Annotated in this window: 16 protein-coding genes; 9 read left to right on the top strand and 7 right to left on the bottom strand. The window is 68.2% G+C overall.

Annotation, left to right across the window (positions count from 1 at the left end; all coding sequences use genetic code 11):
• Positions 1–769: 769 nt before the first annotated feature.
• The gene (locus AB0K60_RS14540) at positions 770–973 is read right to left on the bottom strand and encodes a LuxR C-terminal-related transcriptional regulator (protein ID WP_364053505.1); all 204 of its coding nucleotides are present in this window, start codon (positions 971–973) and stop codon (positions 770–772) included.
• A gap of 426 nt (positions 974–1,399) precedes the next feature.
• Positions 1,400–2,410, bottom strand: coding sequence for an NADP-dependent oxidoreductase (locus AB0K60_RS14535; protein ID WP_364053448.1), 1,011 nt, complete (start codon positions 2,408–2,410; stop codon positions 1,400–1,402).
• A 116-nt stretch (positions 2,411–2,526) separates the two neighbouring features.
• Between AB0K60_RS14535 and AB0K60_RS14530 the strand changes: the two genes are divergently transcribed.
• The 6 genes from AB0K60_RS14530 to AB0K60_RS14505 all read left to right on the top strand — a co-directional run bounded on the left by AB0K60_RS14530 (position 2,527) and on the right by AB0K60_RS14505 (position 9,068).
• Positions 2,527–3,099: a helix-turn-helix domain-containing protein gene (locus tag AB0K60_RS14530; RefSeq protein WP_364053445.1), complete on the top strand. Its 573-nt coding sequence runs from the start codon at positions 2,527–2,529 to the stop codon at positions 3,097–3,099.
• A gap of 407 nt (positions 3,100–3,506) precedes the next feature.
• The gene (locus AB0K60_RS14525; protein WP_364053442.1) at positions 3,507–4,295 is read left to right on the top strand and encodes a 4-oxalocrotonate decarboxylase; all 789 of its coding nucleotides are present in this window, start codon (positions 3,507–3,509) and stop codon (positions 4,293–4,295) included.
• Between the two features lie 2 nt (positions 4,296–4,297).
• Positions 4,298–4,537: a tautomerase family protein gene (locus AB0K60_RS14520; protein ID WP_364053439.1), complete on the top strand. Its 240-nt coding sequence runs from the start codon at positions 4,298–4,300 to the stop codon at positions 4,535–4,537.
• Between the two features lie 189 nt (positions 4,538–4,726).
• Positions 4,727–6,454, top strand: a complete 1,728-nt coding sequence (locus AB0K60_RS14515) for a PEP-utilizing enzyme (protein ID WP_364053436.1) — start codon at positions 4,727–4,729, stop codon at positions 6,452–6,454.
• Positions 6,455–6,560: 106 nt separating this feature from the next.
• Positions 6,561–7,475, top strand: a complete 915-nt coding sequence (locus tag AB0K60_RS14510) for a PEP/pyruvate-binding domain-containing protein (RefSeq protein ID WP_364053433.1) — start codon at positions 6,561–6,563, stop codon at positions 7,473–7,475.
• 339 nt (positions 7,476–7,814) lie between these two features.
• Entirely contained in the window at positions 7,815–9,068 is a 1,254-nt protein-coding gene (locus tag AB0K60_RS14505; protein WP_364053430.1) for an MFS transporter, read from the top strand.
• Between the two features lie 138 nt (positions 9,069–9,206).
• Here AB0K60_RS14505 and AB0K60_RS14500 read toward each other — a convergent pair whose 3' ends face one another.
• Both AB0K60_RS14500 and AB0K60_RS14495 read right to left on the bottom strand, forming a co-directional pair.
• On the bottom strand, positions 9,207–10,019 hold the full coding sequence (locus AB0K60_RS14500; RefSeq protein WP_364053427.1) for an SAM-dependent methyltransferase: 813 nt from the start codon (positions 10,017–10,019) through the stop codon (positions 9,207–9,209).
• Positions 10,020–10,152: 133 nt separating this feature from the next.
• Positions 10,153–12,657 (bottom strand): DUF262 domain-containing protein, encoded by a 2,505-nt coding sequence (locus tag AB0K60_RS14495; protein ID WP_364053424.1) that lies wholly within the window; start codon positions 12,655–12,657, stop codon positions 10,153–10,155.
• A 283-nt stretch (positions 12,658–12,940) separates the two neighbouring features.
• On the opposite strand from AB0K60_RS14495, the gene AB0K60_RS14490 reads away from it, so the two are divergent.
• Both AB0K60_RS14490 and AB0K60_RS14485 read left to right on the top strand, forming a co-directional pair.
• A complete protein-coding gene (locus AB0K60_RS14490; RefSeq protein WP_364053421.1) occupies positions 12,941–13,402 on the top strand; it encodes a DUF4365 domain-containing protein in 462 nt (153 codons plus the stop codon).
• Positions 13,399–14,499 carry a hypothetical protein gene (locus tag AB0K60_RS14485; RefSeq protein WP_364053418.1) on the top strand — a complete coding sequence of 367 codons (1,101 nt, stop codon included), beginning with the start codon at positions 13,399–13,401 and terminating at the stop codon, positions 14,497–14,499. Before AB0K60_RS14490 ends, AB0K60_RS14485 begins: the two co-directional genes overlap by 4 nt.
• A 163-nt stretch (positions 14,500–14,662) precedes the next feature.
• Here AB0K60_RS14485 and AB0K60_RS14480 read toward each other — a convergent pair whose 3' ends face one another.
• Complete coding sequence (locus AB0K60_RS14480; RefSeq protein ID WP_364053415.1) at positions 14,663–15,205, bottom strand: ATP-binding protein; 543 nt, start codon at positions 15,203–15,205, stop codon at positions 14,663–14,665.
• A gap of 178 nt (positions 15,206–15,383) precedes the next feature.
• Here AB0K60_RS14480 and AB0K60_RS14475 point away from each other — a divergent pair, with 178 nt between their 5' ends.
• Positions 15,384–16,628 (top strand): helix-turn-helix transcriptional regulator, encoded by a 1,245-nt coding sequence (locus AB0K60_RS14475; RefSeq protein WP_364053412.1) that lies wholly within the window; start codon positions 15,384–15,386, stop codon positions 16,626–16,628.
• A gap of 103 nt (positions 16,629–16,731) precedes the next feature.
• Here the strand turns inward: AB0K60_RS14475 and AB0K60_RS14470 are convergent, their stop codons facing one another.
• Both AB0K60_RS14470 and AB0K60_RS14465 read right to left on the bottom strand, forming a co-directional pair.
• Positions 16,732–20,808 (bottom strand): DNA methyltransferase, encoded by a 4,077-nt coding sequence (locus tag AB0K60_RS14470; RefSeq protein ID WP_364053409.1) that lies wholly within the window; start codon positions 20,806–20,808, stop codon positions 16,732–16,734.
• Complete coding sequence (locus tag AB0K60_RS14465; protein WP_364053406.1) at positions 20,805–23,660, bottom strand: helicase-related protein; 2,856 nt, start codon at positions 23,658–23,660, stop codon at positions 20,805–20,807. Before AB0K60_RS14465 ends, AB0K60_RS14470 begins: the two co-directional genes overlap by 4 nt.
• Positions 23,661–23,663 lie beyond the last annotated feature (3 nt).

Raw genomic sequence — 23,663 nt, 5'->3', positions numbered from 1 at the left:
CGCTACCGCCCCGGCGAGGTCATGCGGCGGCTGGTCCAGGCCCGCGACCAGACCTGCCGCTTCCCCACCTGCCGCCGCCCCGCCACCGGCTGCGACCTGGACCACACCCGCCCCTACGACGAAAAGGGCCCCACCTGCCCATGCAACCTCGCCGCGTTGTGCAGGCGGCATCATCGCCTGAAACAGACCGATGGGTGGAAACTCACCCAGCCCAGCCCCGGCACCCTGGTGTGGGAAACCCCCGCCAAACGCACCCACACCGTCCGCCCCGACCTGACAACCCCCCCGGGGGCAACACCCCCCACCCCACAACCACCCCCGCAAGGACCCCGGCAAGGACGAGGCAAGGACACCGGACGAGGCACCTCGCCACCGACCGGTACCACTACGCACGCCGCCTCGGCTGCCCATCCTGACCGTCCGTCCCGGCTGCCGGTTCCGGCGGAAGACCGACCCTGGCACTGATTCGGTGATCTTCCGCCGGTCGGCTGCGGGGGTTGCCGACCATGTCGGATGACGATCTCGGAGTCGCTCGCAGGCTTCTTTCCCCTTTGCGGGCCGATCGCGGAGAGGATGAACGTTGCCATCTCAACTCGACTCCTGCGCCTGCTCTGAGCTGCACGATCAAGTTGGAAAAGCCTCCTTGAAGCGGCTGCCCGGCGGCGTACCCGAGCCACGGTAGTCGGATTCCGCGACGGCCGCCGTGAAAAGCGCCAGGGGGACGACGACCGCGGAGAGCCGGTCGGCCCCGGTGGCGCTGCCGCTATGGTCAGCCCGTCATCAGGCCGGTGACGTAGCCCATCTCCCAGGCCCGTACGGCGATGCCCACGCGGTTACGCACGCCGAGCTTGCGCTGGATGCTCGCGACGTGGGTCCTCACCGTTCCCGGGGAGATGAACAGCTCCGCGGCGATGTCGGCGTTGGTCTTGCCCTCGGCCGCCTTGCCGGCGATCTCGATCGCGCGCTCCGTCAGCGGCTCGAGGGGCGGTCGCGCGTCCCGTCCCCGGCCGGTGACGTGGCTGAGCAGCCGAACGGTGATGGACGGGCTGAGCGGGGGCCGAAGAGATCCGGCAGGTGTATGAGCGACTGGTGGCCGATCGGCCTGTCTTTGCTCGCGGGCGGCAGCAGCCGACGCTGTGTAGTGGAGATCTGGCTCTCACCTCGGTGCGTTTGCCCGACGGGGGCGTCACCGTCGAGGTGGCTCGCCGTCAGGATGACGGGACGTGGTTGTGGGTGATCGATCGGCCCAGGCTTGTGGGATAGGCCGTTCGTTGGGGGGTGCCGTTGGGGGCGGTTGTGGGGTGTCGGGGCCGCCTTCGTGGGTGTGGTTCAAGGCGTTGTGTGAGGCGTTGAGTGAGAGTGGGCGGCGATGGAGCAAGGGTGGCGGGCTGATGCGGCGCTAGGCGGTCGTGAGGACGATCTTGCCTTGGATGTGTCCTCGGGCGGCGCGTTCGTGGGCTGCTTGGGCGTCCGCGAGGGGGAATGTGCTGTCGATCGCGGCGCGGATCGTGCCCGTGTCGAGTAGGCGGCCTAGTTCGGCGAGTTGTGCGCCGCTGGAGCGGACCTGGGTGGATGAGACCGTGACGTTTAGTTTTGTGAGTTCTTCGGGGTCGAATTCGGCGAAGAACACCGGGTACAGGGCGCCGCCGGGCTTGAGCGTGCGCAGGAAGCGGTGGCTACCGGGGCCGCCGACGGTGTCGAGGACGAGGTCGAGGTCGTGGACGTGGTCTTCGGGGCGGTTCCTGGTGTAGTCGATGAAGCGGTCGGCGCCGAGTTCGCGCAGGAACGATTCGTGTGCGGACGAGGCGACCGCGGTGACGTGCGCGCCTTTCCATTTGGCCAGTTGCACGGCGAAGTGGCCGACGCCGCCTGCGGCGCCGTTGACGAGCATTCTCGTGCCGGGGCCGAGCGGCGCCGGGCGATGCCGCTCCGCCTGGAAGGGCGACGGGTGGTCGTGGCCGAGTTCGATGAGGAACTGCCAGGCGGTGAGGCCGGCCATCGGGGCCGCGGCGGCGTGCACGTGGTCGATGCCGGGGGGTTTGCGGGCGAGGTCGGCTGCCGGTGCGGTTACGTACTCGGCGTAGGCGTTGGCGCCGACGGTGGGGAAACGCAGGAGGCCGAAGACCTCGTCGCCGACGGACAGGCCGGGTACGTCGCCGGCGACGGCCTCGACGACGCCGGATGCGTCCGTGCCGGGAATAAGGGGCAGGTCGATCGGGGGTCTCATCTCGGGGGGCACGTTGGTCAAGCCGTCGCGTATGTACCAGTCGGGCGGGTTGAGGCCGGCCGCGTGGACGCGTACGAGCACCTCGCCCGGCTTCGGCTCGGGGATGGGTACGTCCTCGTAGCGCAGCACCTCGGGGCCGCCGTGCTCATGAAATCGGACGGCCTTCATCGTGTGTGTCGGCATCGCTTTCTCCCGCTTCCGCTACGGCATAGGCTGATCGGATCGGTGATCCGGTAAATCGGATCACTGATCCGAATATGAATATACGGATCACTGATCCGGTTGGTCAAGAGGGACGGATGCGCGCCGACGCCAGGAAGAACCACGATCACCTACTCGCCGTCGCGGACGCGGTCATCACCGAGCAGGGCGCCGACGCCTCGCTGCGCGACATCGCGCGCAGAGCCGGCGTGGGCCTCGCCACGCTGTTTCGTCACTTCCCGACCAGGGAGGCGCTGCTCGAAGCCCTGCTCCGAGACGGCTTCGACGAGCTGACGGCGAGGGCGGCCGAACTCGAAACCACGAGCCCGCCCGAAGAGGCGCTGGTGGCGTGGCTGCGCGACTTCGTCGCGTGCGCGCACAACTATCGCGGTGTCACGGCGGCGATGATGACCGCCATCGAGGATCCGCAGTCCGCGCTGCACGCCTCGTGCGAGGCGATGCGCTCCGCCGGCACGCGACTCCTCGCCCGAGCCCAGGCCGAGGGCGTGGCGCGTACCGACATCGACGGCACCGACCTGTTCGCGCTGGCCGGGTCGCTCGCCTGGCTGCACGACCAGCCTGCGCTCGCGCCCCGCGCCGATCGACTCTTCGGCGTCGTGGTGAACGCGATCCTGACGAAGAGCGGCGTGGCGTCGGCCGGGGAGGGGTGAGGTGCTCAGCGACATCCGGATGCCGCTCCTGGAGGGCACGGCCGCCCGGCGGCGTCTCAGCGCGGAATCACCCAGCCCGGCACCCGGGCCGTGCGCGTCACGCCGCCGTCCGGCCTGGCACGGCGGCTCCACCACCCACCGGCGCCCACCGGCTCATCTCACCGGCTCTTTCGCCCGGTGGCCGCGCTTCCGCTCGCCGTACCCGATGACCGGCTGACCGTGCCTGGTCGTTCCGGTGCGCGGAACGCATGGAGGAGGCGGCCTCGCCGGGTCTTAGTCTGCCGGTGCGGCCGTGTGTGCCGGAAAACGATGAGGAGTGGGCGATTGAACGGGACGACGCGGGGGTGTGCGGCACCTGCCGGAGACTGCCGTACGGGCCGGGGGCGGCTGACGGGTGAGGTGCGGGCATGAGCGGGGCCGTTTGGACGGTGGATCGGGCGGCGGAGGTGCTGCTGGAGGCCGAGCGGGTACGGCGGGCGCGAGGGCCGATCACCGAGGAGTGGCCGGAGCTGGATCTCGACACCGCCTATCGGGTGCAGGACGAGCTGCTGCGGCGCAAGCAGGCGGCGGGGGAGCGCGTCGTGGGGGTGAAGCTGGGGCTGACCTCGCGGGCCAAGCAGCGGCGGATGGGGGTGGACTCGCCGCTGACCGCGTGGATCACCGACGCGATGGTGCTGCCGATCGGGGAGCCGGTGCCGGTGGGGGAGCTGATCCATCCGCGGGTGGAGCCGGAGCTGGTGTTCGTGATGGGGGAGCGGCTGTGCGGGCCGGGCATCACGGCGGCTCGGGCGATGGCGGCGGTGGCGGCGGTGCACGGCGGGCTTGAGGTGATCGACAGCCGGTACGCGGACTTCCGGTTCACGTTGCCGGACGTGGTGGCCGACAACGCGTCGTCGGCGCGGTTCGTCGTCGGCGGGGTGGCGGCGGATCCGCGTGGGCTCGATCTGGCGATGGAGGCGTGCCTGCTGGAAGTGGACGGGCGGGTGGCGGACAGCGCGACCGGCGCCGCCGTACAGGGGCATCCGGCCGAGGCGCTGGCGCTGGCCGCGAACGCGCTGGGGGAGCGGGGCATCGCGATCGAGGAGGGGTGGCTGGTGCTCACCGGAGGCATGACGGACGCGGTGCACGTGCGGCCGGGGACCAGCGTCGTGGGCCGGTTCACCCATCTCGGCACGGTCGCGTTGCAGGGGGTCTGACCATGCCGCTGGTGGAGATCACCATGATCGAGGGGCGCCCCCCGGAGCGCGTCAGGGCCCTCATTCACGAGGTGCACGAGGCGGTACGGCGCAGCCTGGAGGCTCCGCCGGAGAGCATCCGGGTGGTCGTCCGGGAGGTGCCGCCGACGCACTGGGCGGCTGGCGACGTCACCATCGCCGAACGGCGGGCCGCGAGCGGGGCCGCCTCGGCGGACGGCGGCGGCGAGGGCGCGGGGGGTTGACGGCCCTCCCTCGTCTACACCCCTGGTTCTACTTTGTAAAGGACGTGGCGTCGGCGCGCGTTCCTCCTCAGCCGTGCTCAGCCGTACAGAATCAGGGCGATCGACGATGAGATCGGGCTGAACTGATCATTCCAGGCTTGCTCGGCGGTTGTATCGTTCGGTCATCGCCGTGAGCAAACAGGGACGCACATGAGATCAGCCCCCGCCACCCGCCGTGCCCTATCCGTCTTCCCGGCCGATGAGCCCTGGTATCCGCACGGACCCGAGCCGGGTGAGGCGGTGGCATGGGGCAAGCGCGGAGGTGAGCCTCCCGCCGTGCTCGCCGCCGGTGACCTGCGCAGGTCGTGGCATCTGGACTTCCACCAGCCGCGCGGCGTCGTCCCGCTGGGAACCGGGCTCGTCGCCGACCTCGCGGACGGGGCGCAGCGGGCGGCGGAGGAGCTGCGGCTGGAGCACACCGGCGGGCTGGCCGTACGGTTCGTGGGGCCGCACGTCTATCTGGGGACGGCGCCGGCGGGCCGGCAGCCCGCGGCGGAGGTGGAGCGGGCGCGGGCCGCCATCCGCCGCTACCCGGAGGAGTTCCCGCGCGCCTGGCAGGCGGCACGGTCGCGCCTGGAGACCGCGTTGACCGCGCTGCAGAGCGAGCCGCTGCACGACCGTACGCCCGCCGAGCTGGGGGAGTACCTGAAACGCGCCTGGGCCGTGCACGCCGACGCGTGGCGGGTGCACTTCGCGGTGATGTACCGCCTGCTGCTGTGCCACGAGATGCTGCGCGCCGAACTGGCCGAGGCGGGGGTGGGCGAGGAGCTGCTCACCTCGGTGCTGCAGTCGGCGGGCAACCGGGTGCTGGCCACCGACCGGATGCTGCACGCCCTGGCCCGGCGCGCCCGGGACGACGGCCTGGCCGGGCTGTTCGAGGCGGAGGGGGCGCTGCTGCCCCGGCTCGCCGCGCATCCGCCCGCCGCGGGCTGGCTGGCGTACTTCAACCGGTTCATCCGGGATCACGGCCATCGCGCCGACGCCCCCGGCGACCTGACGAGGCCCTCCTGGCGGGAGGACCCCGAGCAGGTGGTGTCCCTGCTGCGCCCGGTCGTTCTCGGCGACACCCCGCTGCCGGACGCCGCGCCCGGCCTCGCCGAGATCGGCCGCGACGGGGCATGGCCGACAACCGGCGTTCGTGTCCCGAATCTCAGCGACACCGCCGCCGCCCTGGTCGGCGAGGCGGTGACCGCCAACGTGGTGGAGTGGAACGAGGACCACAACCTCGTCATCGACCTGCGCGCCCACCTCCCGGTCCGCGCCGCCGCCCTCGCGCTCGCCGCGGCCACCGGCGCCCCCGCGGCGGACGAGGTCCTCTTCCTGTTCCCCGCCGAGGCGATGGACCTCGCCCACGGCGTCGTCACCTGGGGCGAACTGGCCGGCCGTACGGCGGCGCGCCGCGAATACCACCGTTCGTGGCTGACCTGCCGCGCCGCCCTGCCCCGCAAGATCGGGGACGGCGGAGATGAGACGCCCGATCCGGTGATCGCCCAAATCCTCTGCGCGGACGTCCACCGCCTGCCGCTCCCCGACCGGCCCCTCGCACTCACCGGCCTGGGCGTGTCCCGCGGCGTCGCCACCGGTCCCGTGCGCGTCATCCGCTCCGCCGACGCGTTGTCCGCCGTACGGCCCGGCGACGTCCTGGTCTGCGAGGCCACCTCGCCGAGCTGGACCCCGGTGTTCAACCTGCTGACCGCCTGCGTGTGCGACACCGGCGGCATGCTCACCCACGCCGCCGCGGTGAGCCGTGAGTACGGCATCCCCTGCGTGTGCGACGTGCGCACGGCCACGACCACGCTGCGCGACGGCGACGTGGTCGAGGTGAACGGCACCACCGGCGTCGTCACCATCCTGTCTCGCCGGGACGGCACGACGTGATCGTCGTCGGCGGCGGCCCGGCGGCGGGGCCGTTGCCGCCGGGTCCGGGATCGCCGGAAAGGGTCGGGTGTCCCGGGGCCGCCGTATGAGCTCGTGGGTGCTGCCGGTGGGCACCGATCCTCGCCTGTGCGGGAACAAGGCGGCGGCGCTCGCGCGGGCGGCCGAGGCCGGGTTGCCCACCCCCGGAGGGTTCGTGATCTCGGCGGACGCCTTCGCGGCGCTGGTGCCGGTGCGCGAACTGGCCGAGCCGGTGCGGGACGCCTCCGGGCGCGGAGGCGCCGATCTGGCCCTGCTGGGCGCGGTCGCCGAGCGCGCGGCCGAGGTGATCAGGGCGCTGCCGTGGCCCCGGGCGTTCGCCGGTGAACTGGGGGAGCGGCTGCGCGCGCTCGGCGGACCGCTGGCCGTCCGCAGCTCGGCGACCTGGGAGGACACCGGGGCGCGTAGCTTCGCCGGGCAGTTGAGCAGCGTGATCGGAGTGAGCGGCGAGCAGGCGGTGCGGGAGGCGGTGGCGGCGGTGTGGGCGAGCGCCTTCTCGCCGGGGGCGATCAGCCAGTTGCTGCGGGCGGGAGCCTACGAGCCCGGCCCGGTCGCGGTCGCGGTGCAGCCGCTGGCCGCCGCCGAGCTGTCCGGGGTGGCCTACTCGGCGCATCCGGTGACCGGGGACCCGGAGGTGCTCGTCGTCGAGGCGGTGGCAGGGCTGGCCGGGCCGCTGGTGGAGGGCAGGGTCACGCCCGAGCACGTCGAACTGGACCGCGCCGGGCGGGTGCTGAGCCGCCGTCCCGGCCGCCAGCATCTGATCGCGGCCTACGATCCGGCGGCCGGCGCCGTCGTGGAGCGGCCGGCGGAGGCCGAGGTGGAGCTCGCCGCCGGGTGGTTCGATCCGGTTCACGCCGCGCTGCTGCGGGCCGAGGCCGCGCTCGGGCGGCCGGTGGACATCGAGTGGTGCCTGAGCGGCGATCGTGATTTCACTTTGATCCAGGTACGGCCCATCACCCACGTGACCGCTCGCCACCCGACCTGACGCGCTCGGCCTGAAGTCGCTGCTGGTGGCATGGTGAGCGAGCGCCACCGCGAACGCGCGGACCGACCGAGGGCCTCCCGCGGGTCCGGCGGTCGCGGATCGGTTCACGTGGAGGGAGATCATCCTTTGAAAAACTCGGTGATTTCCGCAGGGTGGCCATGTCAACGTGGGTAACAGGAGCGTCGGCCCGGGGATCGCGCGGACGCGGGCCGGGCGACGGCGACGACAGGACCGACCGCTAGCATGAGACCTGTCTGGCGCTCCTGGTGATTCCGTTGTTCGCCGACGACCCGCGCGGGTGTCTCCGCGTCCGGTCGCGGGTTCCGAGGGGAGACTCACGTGTTGCCTGGAGGCCAACAAGTCGTGCTCGGCCGCCGCTGGTGGCTGCCGGTCACCGTGTCGTACGTCGCCTTCATCATCACCGGGGTGGGCGCCGCCGCGACCGGGGTGCTGCTGCCGGCGCAGATCCGCGACTACGGCGTGGACATGGCCACGATCGGCACCACCTTCTTCGCCTTCTCCGCCGGCTTCATGCTGGCCGGGTCCACCGCCGGCCCGGTGATCCACCGTTTCGGCATCCGGGCCGCGCTCGTCATCGGGGGCGGAGTCTACGTGGCGGCCTGTCTCTACACCGCCCTGCGGCCGCCCTTCCTGGCGTTCGTGGCCGTACAGGTGGTCGTCGGGCACGGCATGGGCACGCTGGAATCGGCCCTCAACACCTTCCTCGCCGGCCTGCCCAATTCGACGACCCTGCTCAACCGTCTGCACGCCTTCTTCGGCGTCGGCGCCCTGATCGGCCCTCTGCTCGCCACCTGGATCCTCGGCTTCGCCCCGTGGACGATGGTCTCGCTGGTCCTCGCCGTGGCGACCGTCCCCGTGCTCGTCGCCTTCGTTCTCACCCTGCCCGCCCGACCCGCCCCGGCCGCAGAAGCCGCACCGGACCGTACGCCCGAGGCCGCCCCGAAGCCGGGGGAGAAAGGCGGCGGCAGCCTGCTCGGCGCCGTCGCCCGGGAGCCCGCCGTCCTGCTCGGCGCCGCCTTCCTCGCCGTGTACGTGGGCACCGAGATCAGCGTCGGCAACTGGGCCTTCACCTTCCTCACCGAGGAACGCGAGCTGACCGACCGATTCGCGGGCTACATCGTGTCCGGCTACTGGCTCGGCCTGACCGCGGGCCGCTTCCTGATCAGCCCGCTCGCGACCAGGCTCGGCCTTACCCCGATCGGCATGACCTTCCTCTGCCTGTTCGGCGTCACCACCGCGGCCCTGCTCACCTGGGTCTTCCCGGGCACCATCATGGCCGCCGCGAGCCTGACCCTGTTCGGCTTCTTCCTCGGCCCGCTCTTCCCGACCACGATGGCCGTCGCCCCCCAACTCGCCTCGCCCGCCCTGGTCCCCACCACGATCGGCCTGCTGAACGGCGTCTCCGTCATCGGCGGCGCCGTATTCCCCTGGCTGGTCGGCGCCATCGCCGAAGGCATCGGCGTCTGGACCCTCCCCCCGTACGCCCTGACCTTGGCCTTCCTCCAACTCACCCTCTGGTGGGCGGTCGCCAACCGCCTGTCCCCCACCCCCGCCCTCCCCACCACGCCGTAACGGGCCGAGTCGAGCGAGACTGCGTCGTCAGGTGTTGCGCAGGCCTACAGCATGTGGGGAAAGACCGATCAAGCCGTACGTGCCTCGCTCGTCGCTGAGAGGATCGCGCCCCTCGAACTCACCAGACCCGGCCATCGATCAGCGTGCGTCGGTGCGGATGCCGACCCCGGCGTAGCCGTCCACGCCCGGAAGGGGTGGGAGGGCGAGTTCGTCGTCGAGCCACCGGCGGGTGGGGACCAGACCGGGCCGCAGGAGGTCGAAGCCGTCGAAGAAGCGCAGCACCTGGGCGTGGGTGCGGGGGGTCGGCAGGCCCGTGTCGGCGCGGGCGTAGACGGCCTGGCCCTCCTCCACCTGCTTCTCGTCGAGGTCGCCGCTGGTGAGGTGGGTGATCGCCAGGGCGCTGCCGGGGACGAGACGGTCGCGCAGGGTGGCGACGATGCGCTCGGCCTCGGCCTGGTCGGGGACGAAGTGCAGGACGGAGAGCATCAGCAGGCCCACCGGCTTGGTGAAGTCGAGGTGGGCGGTGACCTGCGGGTCGTCGAGGATCGCCTCGGGTGTGCGCATGTCGCCGTCGAGCACGATCGTCTGCTCGTTGTCGGCGAGCAGGGCGCGGCCGTGGGTGAGCACGATGGGGTCGTTGTCGATGTAGACGATGCGGGAGTCGGGGGCCGCGCTCAGCGCCACCTGGTGCACGTTCTCCTGGGTCGGCAGGCCCGCGCCGATGTCGAGGAACTGGTGGATTCCGCGTTCGGCCATGAGCAGCACGGCCTGTTTGAGGAAGCGCCGGTTCTCGCGGACGCCCTCTCTGACGTTCGGCGTGATCTCGAGGAGTTTCTCGGCCGCCGCCCGGTCGACGGCGAAGTTGTCCTTGCCGCCCAGGAGGTAGTCGTAGATCCGTGCGGCGCTCGGAACCGTGGGGTCGATCCCGCGCGGCGCCTGTTCCATTTCCATCAGGTCCAGCCTTCGGGGTTGGTGCCACTGATCCCCAAAATAGTGGATCGATCACCTTCCGCGGACCGGTGCCGAGAAAGAGCATCAGGGCCATGACCCCGAAGCCGATTGCGCCGCCTCCCGACACAATGCGTCATCTGCCGTCGGCTGCCTTGACCCGGTCGGCGCACCAGTCGAGAGCCGCGACTACGATGTCCCACACGGCCTCGTTGGCCAGCAGCGTGATCGGGACAGACGGACGGAGTTCCAGCTTCGCCGCCGGAATGTCCACGCCCGGAGCCTCGTTTAAGCGGCGCCTCAGCTCCTCGCGCAGCTCCGGATCAGTGAAGGGCGCCCGCTTCTTCAACGTGTCGAACGGAATTTCGACGGTATCGGAGTAGAAGCGAACAGGGTGCACCATTTCGTGGCCGCGCTTGACCGTCGGCGCGCATGACGCCCCCGCCGATTGGCCAAACCGCACCTCACCACCCCGGCTCCTCCACCAGTCCAGCAGGCGGGACACCGCGCCCGCGACCTGCGGCCCGCTCGCTTCGCCGAGCTGCTGGAAGAAGCGCTGCTCTCCGTCGTCGATCGTCTCCAGGTCGGGCGACGCGGCCTCGGCCTCACTCAGGTCGTCGGCACCCGGCAGACCGAGCAACTCGGCGAGTTCCCGTGCGTTGATCCGCTGAGCGGGGTCGGCCCGCCCGACCTCATCGAACTTGACGCCATCCGCCATGAGGACCTCATGGACGTCCCGATCGTCGTCCTCGTCCGGCCAGCGGAAGCCGTCCGACACCTCGCCTGTGCTCCTCAGCACGCGATGCGCATTCAGGCCACCGCCCGCGAGGTGGACGCCAACGGGCACCGGGTGCGAGCCGATCAGTTCCGCGAGGTCGCCGTAAGTGGTCCAGGTGCCGGGCGGCAGCGCGGCGAGCGCCGAGTGAAGCAGGCTCCAGTCGCGGGACGGGCCGGCAGGGGCGGTCTCGACCGGGCTTGGCCAAATGCTTACCGCGCGGTCGGCAAGTTCCTCCGCTCGGGCGATGATCTCGGCCTTCCCCCAGCGCTCCCGCTCGGCGATCAGCTGATTCATCACCAGTCCGCTGTGTGAGAGAAGGTCCTTCTTCTTGGCAAAAGGCATGTTGCCCAGTTCGGAGTTGTAGCCCGTGAGCGTGAGGTTGCCCAAGGTGTGCACCAGCTCCTTGTGCAGAACATTGGGGTCGCCCTCGGCCGTCAACTCCTGAAGCCAGCCAACGTCCGGGCTTTGGGGCAGCACGTGCTCAATAGTGATCTTCTTGTCGGACAGGTCCACGCGCTCTTTCGCGCCGTAGGACTCCTCCAGGCGCCGCAACACCAGCTTCTGCTGCGCCGTACGGCCTTGCCAGTAGAACGCCTTTTCCTTGATGTCCCTGCGGAACTGCTCGTCGGAGGACCAGTAGAACCGGGGCTGGGACAGGGCGGAACGCAGCACCTGCGCAACCGATTCGTCGCCCGTGAGCTGACGGGTCACCCGCATGAAGATCCTGTTGAGGTTGGCGGAGGTGACGCCACCGATGAGCCGGCGGACGAGGAAACTCTCGATGTAGCCGAGTGCCTCGGCGACCTCCTTGTCGGTGGCCTCACCCTGGTCGCGAAGCTCCAGGAGCCGCATAATCGTCGGGTAGGCCGTGTTCGCCTTCCAATCGTTGAGGAAGCGGAGCCGGGCGTCGATGACCGTGTCGCCCTTGGGCTCCAGAATCCGGTGCAAGTAACGTGCCCGCCGGGCCAGGTCCTTCACGTACTGCTCGATGAGCTCCTCACTGCCGCCGGTGGCGCGAAGGAGCTCCTGATGCCCCCGGTAGGCGTCCTTGTACTGGGCCTCGTCACCGTGCTCCAGCACCAGCACCAGGTACATGAGCTGATCAAGGCCCTTGGCGCCGAGGAGTTTCTGCGTCGGCAGCCAGTAGGTGCCGTAAACATGGTGGCTCCTGGTCGGCAGGCACATGAATATGTAGTTGCGGATCAGGTCGACCTGGCTGAGCCCCATGCCGGTGTTGTTGATGGACTCGAAGATGCGGAAGGCGTTGTCGTCCTTGTCGACCTGGATGTGCACGAGGCTGAGCCGATCGAGCACGACGCGTTCGATGCGGTGCACGTCGTGCTCGTCCGCTGGGTCGTCGATTTCGACCAGTTTGGCACGGAAGAACTGGTAGGCGCTGCCCACCCGGCTGTCCGGGTCGGAATGCGGGTAGCCCTCGATGCAGGCCTTGAACGCCTCGCGGTCGACCTGTGTCGGCAGCAGCCGATAGCGCAGGTCGCCGTCCTTGTATTTGTTGATCAGGTGAAGTTCGTTGATGCGGTCCACACTGCGGGGATCCTCGGCGGCCTGGTGGTCGCGGATCGCGCAGAGCGCCAGCAGCAGCGAGGTGAGCCGCTGCTGACCGTCCACCACCACCCACTGGTTGAGGCTCGGGCTGAGGTCCGGTCCGGGAGCGAGCACCACCGAGCCGAGGAAATGGCTGGCGATCTGCCCTTTCATCAGTGCCTCCGCCTGCGCCTCGATATCGGCCCACAGCCGTCGCAACTGTTCGCGCTCCCATGCGTACGGCCGCTGATACAGCGGAATGATCAACTGGATCTCACCCTGGACGAGGTTCCGCAGAGTGGTTTCGTTAGCCTTCACCGCAAGCTCCTGGACCGGTGCATCAAGTACACGCCGATGATGGCACAGCACGCCGACAGTCCACGGACGCATGAGAAATCGTCGGAATCCTGCACAAAACGTTGCCTAGTTGGCCCGTTGCCCCTTATGGCCGCTACTTTAGTAACCACCGAAGACCTTGTAGCGTGTGCTGGGAATAACGGTGTGACCCAACAAAGGCGCCAGGGAAACGTGGAGGCGTGCCCTGAACTGCGAGTGGTGTCTGGACAGGAACAACCACCAGGGCTGGTACGGAGAGTGCTTCGTGCAGGTGCTGGGCGCCGCCGCCGGCCTTCAGGTGACCTCGCTCACCCCGGACTGCACCGGAGCCGACTTCTACCTTGGCCTGCCCCGCGAGATCGACGGCGACTTCCCAAGGATGGAGGTCCAGGTGAAAACCTGGTCGGTGCCGAGAAAGCGCGACGGCTACTGGCGTTACCGGGAGCTCACCGAGAAGCGGTTCAACGCGCTCGCCGGCACGCGCCGCATACCCCGGTACCTCTTCCTCGTGATCGTCCCTCCAGACGTCCGCGACTTCGCCCACGCCGATGAGCGGGCGCTGCGGCTCAGCCATGCCGCATACTGGGTTTCGCTGGAGGGCGAGCGGCGCATCACCGCACCCGACTGCAAGCGGAAGGTCGAGGTGCTGGTCCCGGAGAGCAACCTGCTCACCGTGGACAGCCTACTGAAGCTGTTCGACCCTCTCCGGACGGTGGAGGCGCCATGAGCGACCCGACGAGCGCCGTCGACCCGGATGAACTCGTCGACTACCTCGCAAGCCGGGGCTGGCGGCACGAGGGCTCCTGGCGCGGGGCGATGGTCTGGCGGCGCGACGCGGCGGGCGAGATTCTTGTCCCGGCCCGGCGCGAATACCCCGACGACGACGAGTTGCTCCAAGCCGTGGTGCGCAGGCTCGCCGAGTGCGAGGACCGCCCCGAACGCGATGTGCTGCTCGACATCGCCGAACCCGCGATCGACATGCCCTCGTTCACTCTCAAGCCCGACACACCCTCGGGCACGATTCCCCTGACATCGGCGGTCAAGGCGGTGCAGGGCATCCACGACCTGCTGAAGATCGCCGCGCACACCGTCGAGACCGGCCCGCGTCCGCTGCTCTCCCGCCAGCGCTCCCGACCGGTGGACAACTTCCTGAAACGGGTACGGCTCGGCACCACCCGGCCGGGCAGTTACATCTTCGACGCCCGCATCCCGATCACCCAGCCGCCGTCGACGTTCCAGTCCATGTCCTGGAACGACGAACTCTCTGGCCGAGACGTAACGGCCGCGCTGCACAGGGCGCTGCGCGCTGCCCATGCGGCCGCCACCACGGCGATCGCACGCCACGACGCCTCCGACGTTTTCGGCGATCATGTCGAGGACGGGCTCTCGGCGAACCTGTGCACCGCGTTCAGCGACCTCAGCGACAGCAACCCGCTCACCGTCCGCTTCACATGGGCACGCGCGGAACCGGTCGAGGTCCCTGCGGAGCCCCTCGACTTCAGTACGCCCATGATCCGCGCCCTGGCCGCGGCGGGCAAGGAAATGGAGAAGATCGCCAAGACCGGCAGCGCGACGTTGATCGGCGAAGTCGAGACCCTCCAGCAGCCGCAGGGCGACCAGCACCGCGTCAAGATTCGCGGCGAGCTCCACAGCGGGTCCCATGTTTCCCGCCGCTCCGTCTGGGTGGTGCTGAGCTTCGCCGACTACCAGCACGCCTTCCACGCCCAGATCCAGAAGCGGCGTCTTCGGATCACCGGTCAGCTCGATCCCCACCAGCGGCGATTCGAACTACGACCGGACGAGGGCGGGTTCGAAGTCCTGTGACACGGACCGTCAGCAGGACGTTCGACTCCACCGAGCAGCAATCTACGCGGTGAGCCTGCAGCAAGCGTTCCATTCCCGCTCGCCGCAGGCTCGGGGGTCGCCGCCTTCATCGTTGCCCGACATCGTACGGCAGCACGATGACCGGGTGCCTTCGAGGCCGGTTCTAGCCGGTCGCGGGGAGGGCCAGCTCGAACCACGTGGTTCGGCCGGTCCCTGCCTCGTACCAGCCCCACTTGGTGGCGATGCTCTCCACCAGCAGCAGCCCGCGTCCATGCTCGTCGTCGTGATCACCGTCGAGACGAGGGCGCGGCTCGCTCACGGGCGATCCGGAGTCGGTGACCGCCACGCGCAGAGTGCCGGGGATGGGCTCGCGGAGGGTCAAGGTCACGGTCTCGCCGGGCCGGTGAGCCGAGTCGGAGTGCCGGACCGAGTTGGCGACCAGTTCGCTGACGAGCAGGACCACCTCGTCGCTCACCTGGAGGAACCGGGGAGTCAGGATCTCGCGCACAAAGCCGCGGGCTCGCCCCGCCGACTGCTCCCGAGCCGGTAGCCGGATGTGACCGAGGTGCCTCGACACCGCCTTCGGTCCGTCGGCGTCGAGCGGTTGCCCGTGCACCTGTACGGCGGGGGCGACCACGGGGGGCGTCCGTGTCCTCGGTGTGCCGGGTGGGTCCGGCTGGGGAACCGCCATGTCCGGCTGTGTCATGGGCGGTGATGCCTCCTCTGCGTAGCTTCGGGGTGCGGACGCGCTGAACCTGGGCCGGTAGCCGTAATGTGATTGCAAAGAGCGTTCGCATGATTACGCTTGGCAGCATGCGTGGACGGTCCGGGACCACGCGAGGGGGACGCCTCGGGAAGCAACCCGGCAACCTGGGGAGGCAACCATGACCTTCGGTCGGCAACTGCGGCACTGGCGGCAGCAGCGCGGCATGTCGCTGGCGGCCCTGGCCCGGGAGAGCTATGTCTCCAAGGGATACCTCAGCCGCGTTGAGCGAGATTTGCGCCGCCCACAGCGGCGAATCGTCGAACTCCTCGACGCGGCGTTGTACGCGGACGGGGAACTGTTCGCGGCATGGGCGAGTGAGCATGAGGTGCCTATCCTGGAGAGGACCGCAGGAGGTGACACCACGAAACGGCGGTTGTTTATCAAGAGTGCGGCCCTGGCTTCGGGGCTGGGCTTGAGCGGTGAGCATGTCCGTGCCGATCAACGCGAGGCCCAGGTCGCTTTGCTGCGTGACGCCCTGATTCCCGATTCGCCGACGAGCGCCGATGCCCGTGAGCCGATGGTCAACTACTCGCGGGCAATCGCTATCGCCCGTCGCGATTTCGCCGCAGCCAGATACGAGCTCCTTGCCGACAAGCTGGTGCCTTTGACCACCGCTGCCCGCAACGCATCCGGTCCCGAGAACCTGGCCCTTGCCGCGCAGGTCTACCATCTGGCTGCGCGAACCCTTATCAAACTGAGCGCGACGCCATACGCCTGGACAGCCGCACACCTGGGCGAGCGGGCCGCCAGCGCCAGCGGGGATATCGGTGCGATGCTCCAAGCCCGCCGGAATTTGGTTAGTCTGCTCCACCGTGTCGGCGACTACGGAAAAGCTCGCGACCTGGTCACGGCCACCGCAGAAACCATGCGTCCATACCTGGCTTCGGCACGCCCGGCCACTTGGGGAGCCTATGCGGCTCTACTGTCAACCGGCGCTATAGCGGCGGCCTACGTAGACGACCGTGAGAATGCCAGCGACATGCTGAACGAAGCTGGACATGCTGCGAACCGCGCCCCTGCGCTACTATGCGGACCAGGGCATGTGGCCACCTATTGGATTGGAGTTTCCGTTATTCTCGGCGATGCCGGAACCGCCATTCATCACGCCGACCGTATTGCTCCTGGCCAAATCCCCACGGCCGAACGCCGCGCTAGCTATTACACGGGTATGGCGCAGGCGTACACCATGTGGGGAAAAATCGACCAGGCCCTACGCGCGCTGCTGATCGCCGAGAAGATCGCGCCCGCAGAGCTTACCAGATTCGGCACGCGTCAGACTATCGCTGATTTGCTCACCCGTGACCCCAAAAGCCGACTCTCGGGCCTCCGTGCCCTCGCTCACCGTGCAGCGGTGATCCTTTAAAAGCTGCTGCGTTTCGTCCGCAGGAAAGGCATCGAGCTTAACCGCCGCGGGTTCCACCGTGCGTGGAGGCTCGTTCCAGCCCGCCGCCCGCCTGGAGTGGGAATCAGCGCTTTGGGTAGCGGGGACCCTCGCCAGGAGGTGGGGAGAGGGGGGTCTGGTAGGGCCTGTACCCGTCGATAGCGCTCTGCATGGCGTCGTAGATCTCAAGAATCAATCGCTTAGTGCGGAACTCACCATATTTGGCTAGGTCTTTACGCTTAACGATTGTGAACGTCTCCAGTATGTGATGTATGTCATCCCGTGCGACGCCATAGAGGTGGAAGAGTGCCGCATCGAGCTCCGCTCGAATCAGTTCTCGCCGCTCCACATTCCATACAAACGGCGTTCCGTTATCGCCCAGATCTCGGGCAAACGGCTCCATATCATAGGCGGTATAGGAGAGTTCGAAGACTCTGCTCTCGATCCACGATGATAAATCACTCTCTCCCATGCCCTCTGCGGATTGCCGCCACGGGATCCCACCTTTGAAGACTTGAGGGATGGGTACGGGGATCTGCTCGGAGGTTGATTGGGGAATGCTCGGCTGCGTCAGGCTGCCGCGCAGCAAATAGTCGTAGACGAATGAATTGAAGACGGCGGCGAGAAGGGTTAGCTCAAGAGCTGATGGTCCTGCTGAGATGATCCATCCATATGAAGCGGCTCCCCAGGGCATGAGAGTGGCGATACAAGTTCGATCGTCAGTGTTTCTGGCCACTCGCCTATGTCCGAGAAACGCCGTACGACACCTGAATGTGTGACGCGCCTGCTCCTGTTCGGTAGCTGATTCGGGTACCCAATATCGGGGAATAGAGAGGATGTCTGGGCTCGATTTGACGATAGGGCTCAAATCGGTATCGCCCGGTCCTGTGAACATTGAGAATCTATGGTCGAAAGCATGCCCCATTTTACCCTCTTGTAAGGGGAGCATGCGGGCATCATTTTTCACATAGATATTACCCTTCGGTTCCCAGGAGTCGGATTCAAGTTGTTCTCTTGTGTGGAATAGATGCGCATCGTCGGTCATGTCGAACATGCGTGTGAAATTGACGTTCCACGAGTTAACTTCCGGCGCGCTCTTCCTGATGAATATAGGTACTCGTTGATAGATGCCCAGAGTGATCTCGGCGTCCCGGCGTGTACGAAAGACTGGGCATGTGCCCGTGTTGGGATTGAGTGTATTGATTTCACTGGCAGTCAGAGTAAAGCGAATTTCTCTGTCGGTAAGATGTGATGGGTCCTGGAGGAAGAATGCAAAATCAATGTTAGCTTCTCTGTGGTTCGACCTGATGGCAGTGAGAAGGCTGAACTTATAGCTACGGTGTACTCTCGGGAAGAGTGCTCTGGAATTCTCAAAGTCGTAGAGAGAGACCAGAGAGTGTTTGGCTAGTAGGTCTTTAAATAGAAATTGACTAGCAGCATCCGTTGCGAAGTTGGTCGGTATTATCAGGCCGAGGCGGCCGGTTGAGCTGAGAAGAGTTCGATTCTTCTCTATAAATAGAGTGTCTGTTTTATAAGTGTTGACTCCTCGAACTTCTCTCATGCCGCGAGAATTAAGAGGGAAAAGGTTTGATGTGCCGACTAGATGGTGAGTTGCCTTCGTTGCCCGAACGGCAGCTTGATATTCGGACGCCAAGGTGGGGTTGTTTTTTGTTAACCCTGCGATCAGATGTTTCCTTCTGACGCTCGTTGCTTTGGCGATATCCGGGGCCCGGCTTCCAAAAAATTCCTTATCATTGAATACTATGCTGTCCCATGGTGGATTACCGAGAACGCAGTTAAAACCGCCGGACCAGCCGGTTTCGGGGTTGATGCCGGGCACGGATCCGCCGGTGCGAAATACGGCGGGGAACTCCAGATACCAATGGAAAAAGCCGTACTGCTGGCGCAGCCTCCGCAGTTCGTCGGCCCGATCCTGCGCGAGTGAGACCCCGGCCTCTAGGCTGCGGATGGTGGCGGTGGTGATCGCATCGGGGGCTTCGTCGTGTTTGCGCCAGACGAATGCGGCGCACCAGGAGTCGGCGACTAGGCGGGCGCGCTTGAGGTCGTCGGATTTATCCAGTTCATAGAAACGCCGTTCTTGCTCACGGACGTCGGCGACCCTGGAGACTGACATGGTTGCCAAGGCGCGCGTCTCTTCGGCGAGTTTCTGATTGCCCGGCAGATCTGTCTCGTCGAACAGCGCTTCCTGCGTGCCGCGCTGGGCGCTGTCGGTCTCCCGGAGAGCACGCTGTACCTCTCGCGCGTTTTGCCTCTTCAGGGCGCTCACGACTTTCCTGTCGTCGCCTTCGATGGGTTTGAACGCGTCGTCGGGGATGCCAGCGGTGATAAGTCGAGGCGTGGTGCCAAGCAAGGAGTTGCCGACCTTGATGTGGGCGTCGAGGAAGGCGAGGGGCTTGCCCGGTTCCAGGGACTCGATCCACAGCGAGACCTTGGCCAGTTCGGCGGCGAGTGGATTGATGTCCACGCCGTAGATGCAGGTGGCGACGACCTTGTACATGGCCTCGCGGACGGCCGAGGGAACCGGCTCGTCCTCGCCGGTCACCATCGCCGCGTGGCGCTTGGCGATGCGCCGGGCGGCGGCGACCAGGAAGTGTCCGGAGCCGCAGGCCGGGTCGCAGACGGTGATTTTGAGCAGGTCATCAGGATTGCCCGACTTGGCGTGTTCGTCGATGACCGGATCGAGTGCGGTGTCGAGCAGCGACTCGATGAGGGAACTGGGGGTGTAGTACGAGCCGGTGAGCTTACGGTCGTTGCCGGAGACCTTCTCCTTCAGCTCGAACTTCGTGCCGGCGCCGTTCGTCTCGGCGTACGGCACGAGTTCCAGCAGGGATTCGTAGATGCTGCCCAGTTCCTCTGCCCCCAGGTGCCGGTAGTCGACGTCGCGCGGGCGGCCGTCCTTGGCTCGGACCGTGCAAATCTTGCGTACCGCCGTGAGCAGGGCGTCGTTGGAGAGGTCGCAGCGCAGGAGTTGGTCGGGCCGGGGCTCATCGGTGAGGACGGCGGGGGAGTCGGCCGTACGGAAGAAGAGGCCGCCGAGACCGGGCAGGGCGAGGCGGGGCAGGCCGTCGTCGTCGCCGAGGGCGGCGATCACCATGGCGGTCGCGCGCCACAGGTCGCTGTGCCGGTCGCCAGAGCGGCGGATCGCCAGGCGGCGCAGGCGGCGGCTGGAGAAGTAGGCGGTGTAACGGTCCTTGGCGTCCTGGGGCGCGTCCGGGTCGAGCAGCGCGCCGCGGTCCTCAGAGACGAAGATGAAGATGAGCTGGTAGGCGAGCCGCAGCAGCTCGTGGTGGAACTCCTCGCGGCTGAGTCTGCCGGAGGAGAGCTGCGCGCGCAGCTTCGGGTTCCCGACCAGGAAACCGGTGCCGAGTGCCTCCAAGGCAGCCTTCACCCCGTCCCGGAGCTGGTCGCGGGCGCGCAGGCCGGTTTCGGCTGCGAACGCGCGCCACTTCTCCAGCCAGCAGTCGGCGCACGTGGGTGTCGCGTCGTCTCCGGCGATCAGCTCGAAGCGGGAGGCGTGCAGCAGCGTGTAGAGCAGCACGAACTCGGCGTACAACTCGCCATCGAAGATCGCTTCGAGGTCGAATTCGACGTACGAGGAGCCGACGAGCGAGGTGGAGTCGCGTAGGACGCGCAGCCGCCGGCCGTTGGACAGCACGCCCCACAGGTGGTCGTCGGAGAGGTTGAGGAACTCTTGCAACATCGGCTGCGGCGCCCGCCTGGTGACGCCGGGAATGCTCTTGTCGAGCTCGGTGTGCCACCCCAGCAGGTGCATGGGAACGCTGTGCCACAGGTGGGAGATTGGGAAGTCTTTCCCGTCCGCCTGCAGGCCGCCCCGGTTGAACGGGACCCGGCCGAAGCCGAGTTCGCTCAGCAGCACGAGCAGCCAGCGTTCACGGGTGAGCGTCGTCGCGGCCTCGCCTCCCGGAAGCTTCTCCAGCCGCTCGCGGAATGCCCGGTAGGCGCCGAGGAGGTAGTCCCAGCGGCGGCTGGCCGCGTCGCCGAGCCGTTCGGAGGCGGCGAGATGGTAGTCCTCGGGCCGCATGCCGGGCAGTTCTCTGTCGGCGGAGGCTATCCGGGAGAGCACGTCCTGCGGCAGCAGGCTGCCTTGTACATCGACGGCGAGGTAGGTGGTGTTGCTCACCGGGCACCGCCCGCCGGGAGGTAGACGTAGACGCCGAGCACGTCAGCGGGATGGTTGGGGGTCACCTTCAATCCTCTCGTTCCCGAGCCGATCACGCCCCGGACCCGCTGGTGCGCCTCGGCGAGCCGGGCGGCCAGCGCGTCCCCACGGGCGCGTAGCGCCTCCGCGAACTCGGGGGTCGGCTCGCGGCTGACCATCCCGGTTTCGTCGTCCTTGGTCTCGGCGACGAGTTCGCCGATGACCCGCTCGGCCGTACGCTGGACCAACTCGGGCAGCGTGTTCTCCGGCTCGGCGGCGAGCACGGCCTCGATTTCCTCGTCCGTGAGCCACTCCCGGCCGGACGCGCCACCCCGGTAGCCGATGATCTGCGCGTCCTCGGCGATGATCGTCCGGGAGCCGCCGGACCCGGGCCGACCGGGCAGCGTGACGTGGAAGCGGTAGCGGACCAGCAGCAGTACCGTGCGCAGCGGCACCGCGCCGGTGCGGACGACGCCGCAGCGCCGGGCCGGGCCAGTGCCGTCGAGGGCGGTGTCGAGCACGGTCCGGGCGAGCGCGCGGACCATCGGGTCGGTGCGGACCAGGGCGTGCTCGCCGGGCGGCGCCGGGACGTCGGCGCGGAAGCTCAGCCTCTCGGGCGTTCCGTCGAAGCTCAGGCCGAGCGCGTGCCGTACCGGCACGGGAAGCTGCCGAGTGTCGGCGCGGAACCCGTCCGGATGGGCGTCGATGATCGCGCCGAAGCCGGACAGCGCCTCCCGGGCGAAGCGGGACATGTCGGCGGGGCTGCCGAGGGCGGCGCGGATCTCCGCCACTTCCCGCTGCACCTCCTCCAGTCTGATGGCGGAGTGGGCGTACTTGGTGAGGGCCTTGGACTCGCGCTCGGCCGCGCTCTCCCACACCCGGTGGACCTGGTCGCGGGTCCTGGTCACGCCCAGATCCAGGCCGAGTTGGTCGGGGTTGTCGTCCTTGCGCAGCAGCAGTCCCTCGACCAGCGCCTTGATGATGTCGTCGCCGCCCGTCGGGACGGGTACGGCGACGCCGGTCTGGCGGGCGATCGTGCGGTGCTTGCGGATGAGCACGTCGAGGACGACGCCGTCGATGCCGTTGTCGAGGCCGTACATGGTGATCGCGCGGACGATCGGGGCGCGCTGGCCGAACCGGTCGACGCGGCCCTCCCGCTGCTCGTGGCGGGTCGGGTTCCAGGCGAGATCGTAGTGAATCACCGCCTGGAAGCTCTCCTGCAGGTTGACGCCCTCGGAAAGGCAGTCGGTCGCGACCAGCACGTGCTTGCCCGGCTCGCGGGCGAGGTCTGCGATCGCCTCCTGGCGGGCCTCCGGCGGAAGCTGCCCGGTGACGTGGCGGACGTTCGCCCGCCTGCCGAGGGCCTTGGCCAGGTGCTCGGCGACGTACTCGGCCGTGGGAATGAACCGGCAGAACACGATCGGGTCGTATCCGTCCTTGAGCAGCGCCTTGACCTCGTTGATCAGAGCGGCGAGCTTGGCGTCGGCCTCCGGGCCCTCGATCGCGCGGAAGCCGCGCGCCAGTCGTTTGAGGCGTTCGCCGTCGTCATCCTCTCCGCAACGGCCGCCCGCCGCGGCGTCGATGCCCTCCAGGGCCTCCTCATCGGTGAGGTCGAGGACGCTGGAGCGGCCCAGCTCGTCCGCCTCGGCCGCGGTTTCGGCGGCAGCGGCGGCGGACCGGGTGCGGAGGGTGGCGGCGGCGGCGCGGGGGGAGGAGGCCACCGAGCGGAGCAGCGCAAGCGCCGACCACCAGGAGACCCGCTGGCGCAGGCCGCTGCCCGGCCTGCGGACCGTTTCCTGGGCGTAGACCAGCACCTGCTGGGCGAGCTTGGCGTACTCGCCGGTCAGGGCATAGGACACGTCGCGGGTCTCGCGATCCTTGGGGAAGGGCGTCTCCTCGTCGAGGTAGCGGCGGATGTCCCTGCGGCGGCGCTGCACGAAGTGTCTCGCCAGTTCCTGCCGGCCCTTCACGTCCTCCAGGTTGAGGGTTGCCAGCTTCGGATCCAGCAGGCCGACCAGGTCGCGGAAGGCGTCCTCCTTACCGCTGTGCGGGGTGGCGGTGACCAGCAGCAGGTGCCGGTTATGGTCGGCGGCGAGCTCCTGCAGCAGCCGGTAGCGGAGCTGGCGCTGCCTGCTCGACGAGCCGGTGGCCACGCAGGTGTGCGCCTCGTCCACGATGACCAGGTCGGGGCAGGTACGGACGAAGCGCTGGTAGCGGCGGTCGGATTTGATGAAGTCGAGCGAGACGACGGTCACCGGGTGCCGGTCGAAGATGGACTCGTCGAGCCGCAGCTCCCGTTCCAGGCGGGTGGCCGTCGAGGGGAGTACGAGCGTCGCGTCGATGGCGAACTTGTCGCGCAGCTCGGCCTGCCACTGCTCGGCGAGCGCGGGGGAGCACAGCACAGTCAGGCCGCTGGCCTCGCCGCGTTCCATTAGCTCCTTGGCGATGAGGCAGGATTCGATCGTCTTGCCGATGCCGACGTCGTCGCCGATCAGCAGGCGTACCGTCGGCATGCGCAGGGCGAGCAGCAGTGGGACGAGCTGGTACTGCCGGGGATCCACGGCGATCGACGCGAGCGAGCGCAGCGGCCCGGCGCTGGCGGTGAACCCGGTGCGCAGGGCGGTGCGGAGCAGCCCGGCGGCGGCGTTGTCGCCGACCTGGTCCGGGGTCGGCGGCGGGAATGTCGCGTCGGCGACCTCGTCGGCGAACAGGCAGGTCTCGAAGTCGGTGTCGCCGTTCAGCGGGCGGGCGAGCAGGAAATCGGTCCCGCTGCCCGGCTGAACGACCCACTCGCGTCCTCGGGCGGTCACCAGGCCGCCGACGGCGTACCTCATCGT

This window comes from Thermopolyspora sp. NPDC052614 (genome assembly GCF_040678635.1).
In the GTDB taxonomy this organism is placed as follows: Bacteria; Actinomycetota; Actinomycetes; order Streptosporangiales; family Streptosporangiaceae; genus Thermopolyspora.
Note: the sequence above shows the minus strand (reverse complement) of the source record. Positions and strands in the feature narration are given on the sequence as shown.

Coding starts and splice junctions, on each gene's coding strand:
- AB0K60_RS14465 (WP_364053406.1), bottom strand. CDS start 23,660: ATGAGGTACGCCGTCGGCGGCCTGGTGACCGCCCGAGGACGCGAGTGG.
- AB0K60_RS14520 (WP_364053439.1), top strand. CDS start 4,298: ATGCCGCTGGTGGAGATCACCATGATCGAGGGGCGCCCCCCGGAGCGC.
- AB0K60_RS14530 (WP_364053445.1), top strand. CDS start 2,527: ATGCGCGCCGACGCCAGGAAGAACCACGATCACCTACTCGCCGTCGCG.
- AB0K60_RS14475 (WP_364053412.1), top strand. CDS start 15,384: ATGACCTTCGGTCGGCAACTGCGGCACTGGCGGCAGCAGCGCGGCATG.
- AB0K60_RS14525 (WP_364053442.1), top strand. CDS start 3,507: ATGAGCGGGGCCGTTTGGACGGTGGATCGGGCGGCGGAGGTGCTGCTG.
- AB0K60_RS14515 (WP_364053436.1), top strand. CDS start 4,727: ATGAGATCAGCCCCCGCCACCCGCCGTGCCCTATCCGTCTTCCCGGCC.
- AB0K60_RS14485 (WP_364053418.1), top strand. CDS start 13,399: ATGAGCGACCCGACGAGCGCCGTCGACCCGGATGAACTCGTCGACTAC.
- AB0K60_RS14480 (WP_364053415.1), bottom strand. CDS start 15,205: ATGACACAGCCGGACATGGCGGTTCCCCAGCCGGACCCACCCGGCACA.
- AB0K60_RS14535 (WP_364053448.1), bottom strand. CDS start 2,410: ATGCCGACACACACGATGAAGGCCGTCCGATTTCATGAGCACGGCGGC.
- AB0K60_RS14500 (WP_364053427.1), bottom strand. CDS start 10,019: ATGGAAATGGAACAGGCGCCGCGCGGGATCGACCCCACGGTTCCGAGC.